Here is a 14663-nt window from a genome sequence, read left to right on the forward strand (position 1 = left end):
TTTTTAAAGTGAACGACTAAGTGAAAATAAAAAAAGCCTTCTAAGAAGAAGGCTTTCGGATTGAATAGAGTCTTCTTCTCATCTGTCAAATCTTTCACAATTTGCTGGAATTAGCACCTTATTAACGAATGAATGTTAATGGTTGCTGAGGCGTCAAAGGGCCAGTCCCTCTACCTCTCTAGATAAGAATGTTCGTATGAAATTTTATTATGGTTTTAACTTTACAACAAAAGATAATTGAATTGCAACTTTATTTTAAATAATTTTTATTTTTCCGCAAGTGTCATTGACTTTTATTTTAGTGCGTGCTAAATTTATAAAAAATTAACAAACATTGTTAAAAGGGGAACGTATTTCCTTTTAGCTACATAAATAAAATAATAAAGACAAACTCTTATTGAGAGCGGTGGAGGGAAAGGCCCTGTGAAACCCGGCAACCTTCAAACTAAATGTTTGAAACGGTGCTAAAACCTGCAAAACGTGTGTTTTGCATAATAAGAGGAGGAACAATTATGTCCCCCTCTTCAAAGTGAAGAGGGGGTTTTTATATTGATAGAAATGAGGGAGATTCGTGAAATTACTAGATTTATTATCAAAAGGAATTGTAATAGGTGATGGTGCGGTTGGAACGTTATTACATTCGCATGGTTTACAAAGTAGTTTTGAAGAATTGAATTTGTCTGATCCGGACTTAATTATATCGATCCATAAACAATATGTAGCTGCTGGAGCGGATGTTATTCAAACGAATACGTATGGTGCGAATGAAGCGAAACTCCGCATGTATGGTCTAGAAAATCAAGTTGTCCAAATTAATAAAGCGGCAGTGAATATTGCGAAAGCATCAGTAACAGATCGGAATGCAATTTTAGGGACAATTGGAGGTATGAAACATATTGGTGCTGTTACAACGACTGATATAGAGCGAGAATTTATGTTACTTGAGCAGGCAGGTGCTTTACTAGAAGAACAGGTTGATGGATTACTATTAGAAACTTTTTATGATGAATTTGAATTATTGCATGCGGTTAAAGTATTGCGTAAACAAACGAATATTCCGATTGTTGCTCAGTTAGCGTTACATGAGGCAGGTACGACTCAAAATGGGAATGATGTCAATGAAATATTAAAACGGCTTTTAGATTACGGTGCCAATGTTGTTGGGTTGAACTGTCAACTAGGCCCGCTTCACATGACGGAAGCTTTCAAAATGATATCGATTCCTCAAAATGGCTATTTATCAGCATATCCGAATGCAGGTCTCCCGAATTATGTGGAAGGGCGTTACGTATATGAGGGAAGTCCAGCGTATTTTGAAGAAATGACACCGAAATTTATTGAACAAGGTATTCGTTTATTAGGTGGTTGTTGTGGTACTACCCCGGAACATATTGAAGGAATGAAACGTGCTATTGCAAATGTTGCACCTGTAATAGCAAAGGAGACGATTCAAAGGCCTAAAGTGGTCCATACACATGAGAAGCGTTCGAGAGCTCATGTTACTCTAGCAGAAAAGGCAAAGAAACAAACGACAGTTGTAGTGGAATTAGATCCACCGAAAACGTTAGACACGCAGCGTTTTTTTGAAGGGGCAAGAGCACTGAAAAGGGCTGGAGCGGATGCTATTACTCTAGCAGATAATTCATTAGCATCTCCTCGTGTTTCGAATATGGCTATGGGTGCATTATTAACGAAGCATGATATTCCAGTATTGACGCATTTAACGTGTAGAGACCATAACGTCATTGGACTACAGTCTCACTTACTTGGATTATCAGCATTAGGTATGGAGGAAGTGCTAGCTTTAACTGGTGATCCAGCGCGCGTTGGTGATTTCCCAGGTGCAACTTCTGTATATGATTTGTCATCGATAGAGCTCATTAAAATGATTAAAGAGATGAACGACGGACGCTCTATTTTAGGGAAATCAATTGGTCCGGCAACAAGATTTTCTGTTGGAGGTGCATTCAATCCTCATGTAAGGCATTTAAAAGCAGCGGTCAAGCGAATGGAACGAAAAATTGATGCTGGTGCTGAATATTTCTTAACGCAGCCGATATATGATGTTGCTTTAATAGAAGAAGTATATGAAGCGACAAAGCATTTGGAACAACCTATCTTTATTGGAATTATGCCGTTAGTAAGTAAGCGGAACGCAGATTTTCTTCATTTTGAAGTGCCGGGTATTACTCTCCCTGAAGAGATAAGACAAAGAATGGATGGACATGAAACGAAAGAGGCAGCCATAGAGGAAGGGATTCGTATTTCACAAGAGTTGATCGATGCGGCGATGAAATACTTTAACGGTATTTATCTTATTACACCGTTTTTAAAATATGAAATTACAGAACATCTCGTGAAATATGTGAGAGAAAAGCAAGAAGTGAAAGAAGGTATTAATTGATGAAACGAATAGACGAGAGATTACAACATGAAATTTTAATATTAGATGGTGCAATGGGAACGATGATCCAGCAAGAAGACTTAACAGCGGAAGATTTTGGAGGAGAAGAATACGAAGGTTGTAATGAATATTTAGTAAAAACAAGACCGGATGTTATTTTAAATATTCATAAAGTCTACATTGAAGCTGGAGCAGATATTATTGAAACGAATACGTTTGGTGCAACAAATATTGTATTAAGTGATTATGCATTGTCTCATTTAGATGAAGAGTTAAACGAAAGGGCAGCGCTTTTGGCGAAGCAAGCGGTTAAAGAAAGTGGGAAAGAAGTGTATGTTGCGGGAGCGATGGGACCAACGACGAAAGCGATTAGTGTTACAGGTGGTGTGACTTTTGAAGAGTTAATTGAAGCCTATACAAGGCAAGCGAGAGGACTATTAAGAGGAGAAGTTGATGTATTACTCGTTGAAACGAGTCAAGATATGCGTAATGTGAAAGCTGCGTACATTGGAATTCAATCGGCGTTTGAAGAACTAAACAAAATAGTACCTATTATGATTTCTGGAACAATTGAACCGATGGGAACGACTTTAGCGGGTCAAACGATCGAAGCCTTTTATTTATCGGTAGAGCATATGAAGCCATTATCGGTTGGATTAAACTGTGCTACTGGTCCAGAATTTATGAGGGAACATATACGTTCCCTATCTGATTTATCGGAGTGTTATATTTCGTGTTATCCAAACGCTGGTCTTCCTGATGAAGATGGGCATTATCACGAATCTCCAGCGTCACTTGCTGAAAAAGTAAAACGTTTTGCTGAAGAAGGATGGATTAATATTATTGGTGGTTGTTGTGGCACAACACCAGAACATATACGTGTAATGAAATCGGCGCTTGCCTCGATTAATCCTCGTGAGCATCATGAAAGGGTTGGACATGGAATTAGTGGACTAGAAGCGTTGCAATACGATGATTCTATGAGGCCTTTATTTGTTGGAGAAAGAACGAATGTAATTGGATCGCGTAAGTTTAAAAGATTAGTAGCAGAAGGGAAATTTGAAGAGGCTGCTGAAGTGGCAAGAGCGCAAGTGAAGAAAAATGCTCATATTATTGATATTTGTATGGCAGACCCTGATCGTGATGAAATAGAAGATATGGAAAGATTCTTGGCAGAAGTTACGAAAGTGTTAAAAGTACCGATTATGATTGATTCAACAGATGAAAATGTTATGGCGAAAGCTCTTACTTATATTCAAGGAAAAGGTGTTATCAATTCTATTAATTTAGAGGATGGAGAAGAACGTTTTGAAAAAGTGACACCCCTTCTTCGGAAATACGGTGCTGCGATAGTTGTAGGGACAATTGATGAAGATGGTATGGCAGTTAGTGCAGAAAGAAAGATAGAGATTGCTAAAAGAAGCTATGAATTACTAACGAAAAAGTATGGTATACGCCCATCTGATATTATTTTTGATGCGCTTGTGTTTCCTGTAGGAACAGGTGATGAAGAATATATAGGTTCAGCGGCAGCGACTATAGAAGGAATTCGTCTTATTAAAGAAGCGTTACCAGAATGTTTAACGATTCTAGGTGTGAGTAATATATCTTTTGGTTTACCACCAGCTGGACGTGAAGTATTAAACTCTGTCTTTCTATATCATGCAACGAAAGCAGGATTAGATTATGCGATTGTTAATACGGAAAAATTAGAACGCTATGCGTTAATTCCAGAAGAAGAAAAACGTCTTGCGGATGCATTATTATTTGGAACGACGAAAGAGACGTTAGAAAAATTTACAAACTTTTATCGTGTTGCCAAAAAGAAAGATGTCGTTATACAAGAAACGCTAACACTTGATGAACGACTGGCAAATTATATTGTAGAAGGTACGAAGCAAGGACTACAAGAAGATCTAAGTCTCGCGCTTACAGAAGGACGAAAACCTCTGGATATTATTAACGGGCCGCTTATGACAGGAATGGATGAGGTGGGGCGATTATTTAATGGTAATGAGCTTATCGTTGCTGAAGTATTGCAAAGTGCTGAAAGTATGAAAGCTGCCGTAAGTTATTTAGAGCCACATATGGAATCTAGTGAGAGTGCAAAAAAAGGGAAAGTATTATTAGCGACTGTTAAAGGAGACGTACATGATATTGGGAAAAACCTTGTTGAAATTATTTTATCAAATAACGGATATGAAATTATTAATTTAGGAATTAATGTTCGTTCGGATCGAATTGTTCAAGAAGTACAAGAAAAGAAACCTGATATTATTGGCCTTTCTGGTTTGTTAGTAAAATCAGCGCAACAAATGGTAACGACTGCTGAAGATTTAAAAGCAGCGAATATTGATATTCCAATTGTTGTAGGTGGTGCAGCACTAACGAGGAAATTTACAGATAATCGTATTTCTCCATCTTATAAAGGGCTCGTATGTTATGCAAGTGATGCAATGACAGGTCTTGATATTATTAACAAATTACAAAAAGAAGAAGAACGTGAAAAGATGAAGCGAGATAAAAAGGAACGCCATCTTCATATTGTTAAACAAGAGGAGAAAAAAATAGAAATTCCCGCAGTTATTGAGCCGTTGCCAAAAGCAACTGTTATGATACCAGATTCGACGAAACGAGTTGTATTACGGGATGTTCCTGCCCTTCATCTTGCACCGTTTTTAAATAGACAAATGTTAATTGGACACCATCTTGGGTTAAAAGGAAACGTAAAAAAACTCTTGCAAGAAGGGGATAAAAGAGCACATGAGCTAAATGATTTAATTGATGAATTATTACAAGAAGGACAATCTTGGTTACGCCCAAAAGCGGTGTATCAATTTTTCCCGGCGCAAAGTGATGGACAAAATATAATTATATACGATCCGGAAGATCACACACGTATTATAGAGCGATTTGAATTTCCGAGACAAGGGAAAGCACCATACCGTACTTTAGGAGATTATATACGCCCGATTGGAGATGAGATGGATTATGTCGCTTTCTTATCTGTTACCGTTGGAGAAGGGGTTCGAGATATTGCAGAGGAATGGAAGGCGAAGGGAGATTATTTACGCAGTCATGCGATTCAGTCGTTAGCACTTGAATTAGCAGAAGGACTTGCTGAAAAAACACATATGCTCATTCGTGATCGTTGGGGAATTCCAGATTCACCTGAACTGACGATGGAAGAGAGATTCCGTACAAAATATAGAGGAATACGCGTATCATTTGGTTATCCAGCATGCCCAGAACTTGCTGATCAAGAAAAATTATTTCGCTTAATTCATCCAGAAGAAATAGGTATTTCATTAACAGAAGGATTTATGATGGAGCCAGAAGCGTCTGTAACGGCTATGGTATTTTCTCACCCTGAGGCAAGGTATTTTAGTGTACTATAGTGTAGAAGGGGGAGACGTATGAAAAAAATAGTCTTTACAGGTGGCGGTTCGGCCGGGCATGTAACACCTAATTTAGCAATTATTCCACATTTACAAAAGCAGAACTGGGATATCTCTTATATTGGTTCTCATCAAGGGATTGAGAAAACGATTATAGAAAAAGAAGGAATCCCATACCATAGTATTGCAAGCGGGAAGCTACGTCGTTATTTTGATTTGAAAAATATAAAAGATCCTTTTCTCGTGATGAAGGGTGTTATGGATGCGTACGTAACAATTCGTAAACTAAAACCGGATGTTATTTTTTCAAAAGGTGGTTTCGTATCCGTACCAGTCGTAATAGGAGGGTGGCTAAATAGGGTGCCAGTTTTATTACATGAATCTGATATGACACCTGGACTAGCAAATAAAATTGCGCTCCTTTTTGCCTCGAAAATATTTGTTACATTTGAAGAAGCAGCGAAACATTTACCGAAAGAAAAAGTAATATATACAGGATCGCCTGTACGTGAAGACGTACTAAGAGGAAATCTTGAAAAAGGTTTAAAGTTTCTAGGGTTTTCCCGGAAGAAATCAGTTATTACTGTTATGGGAGGAAGTTTAGGCGCAAAGAAAATTAATGAAACGGTTCGATCGGCACTTCCAGATCTTCTGAAAAATTATCAAATTGTACATCTTTGTGGAAAAGGAAATCTTGATGAATCCTTACAAAATAAAGAAGGATATAGACAATTTGAATATGTACATGAAGAGTTGCCGGATATATTAGCAGCAACAGATTTTGTTATTTCACGTGCGGGATCCAACGCGATTTTTGAATTTTTAACAATGCAAAAGCCGATGGTTTTAATTCCGTTATCGAAATTTGCAAGCCGTGGAGATCAAATTTTAAATGCTGAATCCTTTAAAAGACAAGGGTATGCATCGGTATTATATGAAGAGGATGTAACGGTGAACTCACTTATAAAGTATATAGAAGAGCTATCTCATAATAATGAGACGTATAAAACAGCATTAAAAAAATATAATGGCAAAGAAGCGATTAAAACTATCATTCAACATATTTCAGAGGCATGATTAAACAATCATGTCTTTTTTAGTAGGATGAAAGATTCCAAGAATTGATATTTTTATGTTACAATAACAAATGGTTAATAGGGAAATTCCAATTGATTAAGCGTGAAAATACGAATGGATTAGGAGTGACTGTGTTGGAGCTAAGTCTCTATGAAAATACTGCACTTATTATATGCTTTGTGTTGTACGTTGGTAGTGTTATTGTTTATATTTCACGGAAATTTTCACAAGAACGAGAGCTTGAAAAATCAGAAATAACAGCTGAACTAGAAATGTTAGCTGATGAAAGTTATAAAAAACAAAAAATAAAAGAAGATCATGAGGCACCCCATCATTGAAACGCAAATAAGTTCTAAGGATGGGGATTTTTTTTGAAAAAATCCCATTAACGCTAAAAAAGGAGTTTCCCCATACATATTTAAGGAGTGAATATAAATGAAATTTTATATTGCTTCAGGATTTCAAAATAAACATCTTGTTCGTTTCGTATCAAGCCAGTTGAAAGAAGTTGGATGGCAGCATACATATGATTGGACGAAAAATGAAAGAGCAACCAATAGAGAACAATTGCAAAAGATTGGTGAAGAAGAACAAGAAGCGATACGAGAAGCTGATGTTTTCTTACTCATACTAGAGGGTGGGAATGGAAGTCATACAGAATTAGGGATGGCAATTGCTTTAGAAAAGAAAATTTATATATATCACAAGGGCAATGAGTTGCAAACGACATTCTACCATTTACGAGAAGTTGATATTTTCGAAGGCGAAATTGAGGGGCTTGTCTCATATATATTGAATAAAGTGGAATGTTAGACGTGGGAATGCAGCGAGAAATATTTCTTGCAAAAAAAGAGTGAAGGTTACCATTAGGCTATTTTGGGCACAGTTATTATAAGTAAAGCATATAAAGGAGTTATAAATATGAAATTAGAAAATGGATGGGAAACAAGTTTTTTAGAGGTTGTACAAAACAGTGAATTTAAGAAAGATGCAATTCTTAGTCAATTGCTTTTTGCGGATAGTGAAGAAGTAGAAGAGCTTGTTGATGATTACGGTTATGAAGAGATTATTGAACGCGAACATGATGATGAGTTAGCAGGAATTTTAGGAGAAGAACTTTTCAGTGAGCTGGAGCGAAACGTATTCTTATCTCCACAGCCAGAAGAAAAACTTATTTCATTCGTAAATGGATTAGGTTTTCATGTGTTAGATTGGATTGTGCTTCTTGAAACAGAATTTGGCATTGATAGCGCAAACTTCACATCGGATGCAGTGAAAATGTTAGAAAAGCGCTTTAGACAGTTTCCCTATATAGAAGAGAAGACAATTTTTGATATGACGTTTGAAGAAGCGATGGATGTATTAGAATCTGTTACAGGATTACAGCTGAAGGGGAAAATGAACGTATAATGAAAAAGAACGTGATAGCTTCACGTTCTTTTTTTTTTACATAATAATAATTTTATCATCTAGCTTTGTTTGTCCAGTAAGAAGTGCATTTAAATACTCTACTTTTCGTATGCAAGCTTGTATATGTCTTTCAACCTCTTGTAACTCTGCTTGGTGATGCGTTTCAATTGGATGAATTTGTACGTTAAATTTTTCGAATTGACTACTATATGTTATTTCTGCATAGCCGCTCATAATATCGGTTTCGTTATGAAATAAAAATTGCTTCGTTTCTTCACAGAATGATACATCCTGAAAGCCATATACTTTTAATGCTTCAATTACTTTGTTAATCATGTTTATATTCATTTTTTAACCCTCTTTACGAAGTTCTACTTTTATATTATAACATAAAAAATTACGTAGAAAGCGCTTCCAAGTGTATTTTATTATAAACTTTACGTTTCAATCATAAAAATGAAACAAAGAAAAAATAATTGTAAAGAAGGAAGGACTCTTTTATTGTTTCGTCATATATATAGAGAAATAGTGCAATGAAAGGAAATTTTCCGAGGTGGAGATTGTATTTCCAATTTGAGCGCAGTAAAAGAGGTGAGAATCTTGAACTTTGATATTGTAGGACAAAAAGCATATATAAAAGATGGGCCGCATCGGAACCGAATTGGAACTGTAAAGAAAAATGAAAAACAATTAGAATCCCATTTTGCTATTGTAATTGGAGAACAAAGTATTGATGTAGAGCTAAAGGATATCGTGTTAGTTGGAGTAGATGTAGGACAATTTCATACATGGTGCGAGCAAAATGGTTATTTGTGAAAGGGACGGGCTGTGAGATAATGAAATATATTTGAGAAAAGAGAATATGTTATTGTATTCTCTTTTTCTATGTTTAAGGAGGCGGAAATGAAATATAAAGCACAGGAGCTTACATTGGAGTTGAAAGAGAAGATTCAATGTATGGAGAATGGAATAGCGCGAATATCACTTGGATTTTTTAAAGCGTATTCGCATTTATACATAGGGGAAAATATGAAATTAGATATGGGATTTGAATGAGAAAAAGAGAATCCCTTTGAAATAGGATATTATTCATCAGTTTCTATAGCGGTATTAGATGAAGAAGGAGAGATGATTGAATTTTACATTATTCCAATTTAGAGATGCGAAAATACTTTTTTAGGGATGCCAACTCAGTCGAGAGTTTGGGGGAGTAAGAAAGTAGGGGAACTTGTTGATGAATCTTGTTATGAGATTGAGGAAGAGTTAAAAGAGCAACTAGAAGAATACTTGGAGTGATAACTTTCAAGAGAAGATGTATAGAGATGGAACATAATAAAAAAGACGCTAACAGTATAAATTGTTAGCGTCCTTTTTTATTATGAAGCAATCTCACCAGTTTTTACATCATCTTGATTGTACGTATCCTGATCTAATTCACCAAGCCATTTACTAGAAATAAGACCAGCTGTCATAGAACCACTTACGTTAAGAGCTGTACGACCCATATCGATTAATGGTTCAACTGAGATAACAAGAGCGACAATGCCGATTGGTAAGTTCATTGTAGATAGTACGATTAACGCTGCGAATGTTGCACCGCCACCAACACCGGCAACACCGAATGAGCTAATAGCAACGACAGCGATTAAAGTTAAAATGAATTGTGGTTGTAATGGATCAATTCCTACAGTTGGAGCGACCATCATAGCAAGCATTGCTGGATAAATACCTGCGCAACCGTTTTGACCGATAGATACCCCAAAGGATGCAGCGAAGTTAGCGATTCCTTCAGAAATACCAAGCTTTTCTTTTTGAGCTTCAATATTTAATGGCATTGCACCAGCACTAGAGCGAGATGTGAATGCAAATGTTAATACAGGGAACACTTTTTTCAAATATTGAATTGGATTTAAACCAGATAATGCGATTAATAATAAGTGAATGATAAACATTACGATAAGAGCTACGTAAGATGCTAACACGAAGTTACCAAGTTTTAAAATAGCGTTAATATCGCTACCAGCAACTGTCTTTGCCATAAGAGCTAATACGCCGTATGGAGTAAGACGTAAAATTAATGTTACCATACGCATTACGATTGCATATACAGCATCAAGCATTTTCTTAAATAGCTCTGCTTGTTCTGGATATTTTCGTTTTACACCTATAAAGGCAATCCCGATAAAGGCTGCAAATATTACAACAGAAATTGTTGATGTTGGACGAGCACCTGTTAAATCAAGAAAAGGATTCGTAGGCAACAGTTCTAACAATTTGTCTGGAATTGTTGTCTTTTCAATAGAAGTAAATCTTTCTTCTACTAATTTCAGACGAGCAGATTCTGCATCACCTTGTTGTAAACCTGTTGCTGATACATCAAATCCTGCGCTTGCAGCTATACCGACAGCTGCGGCAATTCCTGTAGTAAGAATTAAAATTCCGATAATAAGACCACTGATTTTACCAAGGTTTTTCGTTAATTGTAATTTTGTAAATGCTGAAATAATAGATACTAAAATAAGTGGCATAACGATCATTTGAAGTAATTTCACATAACCGTTACCAATTAAACTAAACCAGGTATTTGATTCGATAATTACTTTAGAAGTAGGTTCATAAATAAATTGTAATATAAGACCAAAGATAATTCCGACTCCTAAAGCAGTAAATACACGTTTATTAAAAGATACATGCTTACGTTGCATATAATACAATACGCCAACTAAAATGAGCATGACTGTGATGTTAATCCCGACAAGCAGTGTATTCATGTTGATTCCCCCTAATTCCAATGTGTTATATAGAATATAAGGTAATAAAACCTATAAGTCAACTAGGGAATTACGGAATTAAAAAAAAGATGGCAATTTGCCATCTCTTAATGCCCAGCTCCAGGGACAAGTAAAAATGTTGTGTACCATGTAAATCCGATGAAGAAAACGGTTAAATATGCCCCGAATACGTATATATACATACGCTCTGTTAATTTTAAATAACTTAAAAGTACGAAGAATCCTGTTTGTCCTAAAAATAGTAGTGCGGTCGAATGCATATCCCCTACGTAAAACATAACCGAGAAAATTCCAGTCCAAAAGCCGAGAACGCGAAACATGCGCTCCATGCCATCTCCCTCCTTTTCTAAAAAAAGTAAAACCTCTTTTCATTATAGTTCATTTTTCTAACTATTGTAAATATTCATTCATATAAAAAGAAGCCAATTATAATATTGACTTCTTCTTAGTTGAAAAACTAAATTTGAACTTTATCCCGCTATTTGTGGGCAGTAAAACTCCCATCTCAAAATTCGGCAAATGCGAGGAAATTAGGTGGGAGATAACTGCCCGTAAAAGCCCGATTGGTTCAATTAATAATCAGTGGGGGAAGAACACCCCACACTGATTAAAGTTTCACTTTATAGTTACAAGATTTGCAGCCATCTAGTAGACTATCGTTTCGTGTTAATTCCACGTTCGGGAATAGGATCTCAAAAATCCCCTTCATCATATCTCCGTGCATGTTACAAATTTCAGTTGGATGATGCGCAGCAACTTCTTTAAACGGACAATTGTGTACATCATAGAAAATTTTTGTGCCATCCGTACTTATTTCAAAAGCAGGAGATAAACCAGCTGTTGAGAATGCTTCTTTTGCGATTTGCATTTTTTGTTCTATCGTCAATGCTTCTGCACTTACATTTAAGCGATGCATATGCTGTTGCATTAATTCTTTGCCGAAGTGTTTTCCTGTTTCATATAGCGCTTTTTCACCGGCGCTACCTAAGCTTAGTAGTGAATTAAATGCTATCTGTGCTAATAATTGATAATCGCGAAATGGGAATTGTAACTGGATGACATCTTGAGACAAGACGTATAGTCTGCTTGGTCTGCCGCCTTTCCCAGTTTTTTTTGTTTCTGATTTGAGCATATTAACATCTTCTAATTTAGATAAATGTAAACGCGCTACGTTTGGATGAATGTTAAACTCATCTGCAATTTCTTGTACAGTTACGTAATTATGCTTTTGCGAAATATATTTATAAATGTAATAACGAGTAGGGTCAGATAACACACCTGTAATTTTTAAAGCTTGTTCCATGAGGATCTCCACCTTTATCACTTTATCCAAGATATTAACATTATAATACAGATAAACTTCTATATAGGTAATTTCAGACAATAGTTCAGAAATTGTTCATAATTTCACAAACATATTTTTCCTTTTTATCTTAGTGAAAATACAAAATCTCTAATTTTTCTTGAGCATTTTTTCATGATATATACATAGTGAGGAGGGAAACTTGATGAATAGTGTCGAGCTTTTTGCAAATATGATTATGAAAGAAGCTTGTGGGGTGCAAGCATCAGACTTACATATTGTGCCCAGGCAAAAGGATGTGGCGATTCAATTACGTATAGGGAAAGATTTAATTACGAAACGGTGTATTGGAAAGGAATTTGGAGAAAAGCTTGTTTCGCACTTTAAGTTTTTAGCATCAATGGATATAGGAGAGAGGAGAAAGCCTCAAAATGGTTCGTTGTACTTACAAATTGATGGACAAGAAGTGTATTTACGCCTTTCAACACTTCCAACAGTATATCAAGAAAGTCTCGTTATTCGCCTCCATTTACAAGCATCTGCTCAGCCGTTGTCTCACCTTTCGTTATTTCCAAGTTCAGCGGAAAAATTACTCTCTTTTTTAAAGCATTCGCATGGGTTACTCGTATTTACTGGGCCGACTGGTTCTGGAAAAACAACAACAATGTATGCGTTATTAGAAGTAGCTAGAAAATGGCAAACACGTCGCATCATTACACTGGAAGATCCAGTTGAGCAAAGAAAAGACGGTTTATTACAAATTCAAATAAATGAAAAAGCTGGTATCACATATAAAACGGGATTAAAGGCTATTTTGCGTCATGATCCAGATATTATTTTAGTTGGCGAAATTCGTGATGAAGAAACAGCAAAAGTAGCTGTAAGGGCCAGTTTGACGGGACATTTAGTAATGACAACCTTGCATACAAATGATGCGAAAGGAGCGATACTACGATTTATGGATTATGGTATTACAAGGCAAGAAATTGAACAATCATTATTAGCAGTAGCTGCTCAGCGGCTCGTCGAATTAAAATGTCCATTTTGCAGAGGGAAGTGTGCAACTTTATGTAAATCAATGAGGAAAGTGAGACAGGCAAGCATTTATGAACTGTTATATGGATATGAATTAAAACAAGCGATTAAAGAAGCAAGTGGAGAACATGTTACGTATCACTATAAAACGTTGGAATCGTCGGTTCGAAAAGGGTATGCTTTAGGCTTTTTAGAAGAAGATGTATATGTTTAAGAGAAAATGGAGTTTAAGTGATCAAGCATTATTATGTAAAAGATTAAGTGATTTATTAGAGAAAGGTTACTCACTTTTGCAGGCGTTAGAATTTTTGCAGTTGCAACTACCATTAGGAAAGAAATTACAGTTACAGCGTATGATCGAGGGATTGAAAAATGGACAAAGTTTGCACGCTTCTTTTCACCAATTAATGTTTCACTCTGAGATGTTAAGTTATTTGTTTTATGCAGAGCGACATGGTGACATTTCTTTTGCTTTGCAACAAGGAAGCGTACTTCTTTACAAGAAAGATAAATATAGGAAAGATATGATGAAAGTAATGCGATATCCTATGTTTTTATCATTTTTTTTAATGATTATGCTTTCTGTTTTTAACCTCATTTTATTGCCTCAGTTTGAAATGATGTATAGTTCTTTACGTTCTACAGCACCACCACTTACGGAGCAAATTTTAGTTGCAATTAAATTATTACCCTACTTCATTTATATGATTGTTCTTATCGTTATAACGGGATTTAGTATATATATATTTTATTTCCGAAAACTTCCGCCTACTCAAAAGGTAAAGATTATGATCCGTATTCCCCTTATGAAAACATTTCTTATTTTAAATCATTCGCATTATTTTTCCACTCAATTAAGTGGTTTATTACACGGTGGATTGTCCGTACACGAAGCATTAACAATAATGATGAAGCAAAAGTATCATCCGTTCTTTCAGTATGAAGCAGACCGAATTGAGCGGCAATTAATTGCAGGAGAACCGTTACAATCTATTATTGATAAAAGCGGTTATTATGAGAAAGAACTTTCTTATATCATTACGCATGGACAAGCAAACGGTAATTTAGCAAATGAGCTTGGTGATTACAGTGAGCTCATTATTGAAAAGGTAGAACAAAAAATTAAACGTATGTTATTTGTGATTCAACCCATTTTATTTACATGTCTTGGGGTTATAGTCATTTTGATGTACTTAGCGATGATTATGCCGATGTTTCAAATGATGAATTCTATATAGGGGGCA

General features: G+C 35.8%; 13 protein-coding genes, 1 pseudogene and 2 riboswitches. Of the genes and pseudogenes, 10 read left to right on the forward strand and 4 right to left on the reverse strand.

All coding sequences use genetic code 11. The features are described 5' to 3' along the window. Positions 1-75 precede the first annotated feature (75 nt). A riboswitch (SAM riboswitch) is annotated at positions 76-189 on the reverse strand. A gap of 202 nt (positions 190-391) precedes the next feature. Next, positions 392-501: riboswitch (SAM riboswitch) on the forward strand. 70 nt (positions 502-571) lie between these two features. The 6 genes from JFU20_RS21155 (at position 572) to JFU20_RS21180 (ending at position 8289) form a co-directional block, all read left to right on the forward strand. Continuing rightward, on the forward strand, positions 572-2404 hold the full coding sequence (locus JFU20_RS21155; protein WP_002015127.1) for a bifunctional homocysteine S-methyltransferase/methylenetetrahydrofolate reductase: 1833 nt from the start codon (positions 572-574) through the stop codon (positions 2402-2404). Next, positions 2404-5802 (forward strand): methionine synthase, encoded by a 3399-nt coding sequence (gene metH, locus JFU20_RS21160; protein WP_201038874.1) that lies wholly within the window; start codon positions 2404-2406, stop codon positions 5800-5802. The genes JFU20_RS21155 and metH overlap by 1 nt, the downstream gene beginning before the upstream one ends. An 18-nt stretch (positions 5803-5820) precedes the next feature. Beyond that, positions 5821-6879 (forward strand): undecaprenyldiphospho-muramoylpentapeptide beta-N-acetylglucosaminyltransferase, encoded by a 1059-nt coding sequence (locus JFU20_RS21165; RefSeq protein WP_002015124.1) that lies wholly within the window; start codon positions 5821-5823, stop codon positions 6877-6879. A 95-nt stretch (positions 6880-6974) separates the two neighbouring features. Then, positions 6975-7217 (forward strand): DUF3966 domain-containing protein, encoded by a 243-nt coding sequence (locus JFU20_RS21170; RefSeq protein ID WP_085960924.1) that lies wholly within the window; start codon positions 6975-6977, stop codon positions 7215-7217. Positions 7218-7314: 97 nt separating this feature from the next. After that, the gene (locus JFU20_RS21175; RefSeq protein ID WP_002034029.1) at positions 7315-7692 is read left to right on the forward strand and encodes a nucleoside 2-deoxyribosyltransferase; all 378 of its coding nucleotides are present in this window, start codon (positions 7315-7317) and stop codon (positions 7690-7692) included. A gap of 108 nt (positions 7693-7800) precedes the next feature. Beyond that, the gene (locus JFU20_RS21180; RefSeq protein WP_002015119.1) at positions 7801-8289 is read left to right on the forward strand and encodes a hypothetical protein; all 489 of its coding nucleotides are present in this window, start codon (positions 7801-7803) and stop codon (positions 8287-8289) included. Between the two features lie 36 nt (positions 8290-8325). On the opposite strand, the gene JFU20_RS21185 is transcribed toward JFU20_RS21180, so the two are convergent. Next, positions 8326-8637: a hypothetical protein gene (locus tag JFU20_RS21185; protein ID WP_002165070.1), complete on the reverse strand. Its 312-nt coding sequence runs from the start codon at positions 8635-8637 to the stop codon at positions 8326-8328. A gap of 252 nt (positions 8638-8889) precedes the next feature. On the opposite strand from JFU20_RS21185, the gene JFU20_RS21190 reads away from it, so the two are divergent. Beyond that, on the forward strand, positions 8890-9105 hold the full coding sequence (locus JFU20_RS21190) for a DUF3912 family protein (protein ID WP_002015115.1): 216 nt from the start codon (positions 8890-8892) through the stop codon (positions 9103-9105). An 87-nt stretch (positions 9106-9192) separates the two neighbouring features. Then, a pseudogene (locus JFU20_RS30220) lies at positions 9193-9585 on the forward strand (hypothetical protein). A gap of 80 nt (positions 9586-9665) precedes the next feature. Here the strand turns inward: JFU20_RS30220 and JFU20_RS21205 are convergent. The 3 genes from JFU20_RS21205 to JFU20_RS21215 all read right to left on the reverse strand — a co-directional run bounded on the left by JFU20_RS21205 (position 9666) and on the right by JFU20_RS21215 (position 12384). Further along, positions 9666-11060, reverse strand: coding sequence for an L-cystine transporter (locus JFU20_RS21205; RefSeq protein WP_002138338.1), 1395 nt, complete (start codon positions 11058-11060; stop codon positions 9666-9668). A 107-nt stretch (positions 11061-11167) separates the two neighbouring features. After that, a complete protein-coding gene (locus JFU20_RS21210; protein WP_002015110.1) occupies positions 11168-11410 on the reverse strand; it encodes a DUF2626 domain-containing protein in 243 nt (80 codons plus the stop codon). Positions 11411-11688: 278 nt separating this feature from the next. After that, the gene (locus JFU20_RS21215; RefSeq protein ID WP_201038876.1) at positions 11689-12384 is read right to left on the reverse strand and encodes a helix-turn-helix transcriptional regulator; all 696 of its coding nucleotides are present in this window, start codon (positions 12382-12384) and stop codon (positions 11689-11691) included. Positions 12385-12589: 205 nt separating this feature from the next. Here JFU20_RS21215 and comGA point away from each other — a divergent pair, with 205 nt between their 5' ends. Together comGA and comGB are read left to right on the forward strand one after the other, a co-directional pair. Further along, complete coding sequence (gene comGA / locus JFU20_RS21220; protein WP_201038877.1) at positions 12590-13633, forward strand: competence type IV pilus ATPase ComGA; 1044 nt, start codon at positions 12590-12592, stop codon at positions 13631-13633. Further along, on the forward strand, positions 13620-14657 hold the full coding sequence (comGB, locus tag JFU20_RS21225) for a competence type IV pilus assembly protein ComGB (protein ID WP_002138336.1): 1038 nt from the start codon (positions 13620-13622) through the stop codon (positions 14655-14657). The genes comGA and comGB overlap by 14 nt, the downstream gene beginning before the upstream one ends. Positions 14658-14663 lie beyond the last annotated feature (6 nt).

The sequence above is a fragment of the Bacillus sp. TH30 genome (assembly GCF_016650875.1).
In the GTDB taxonomy this organism is placed as follows: domain Bacteria; phylum Bacillota; class Bacilli; order Bacillales; family Bacillaceae_G; genus Bacillus_A; species Bacillus_A mycoides.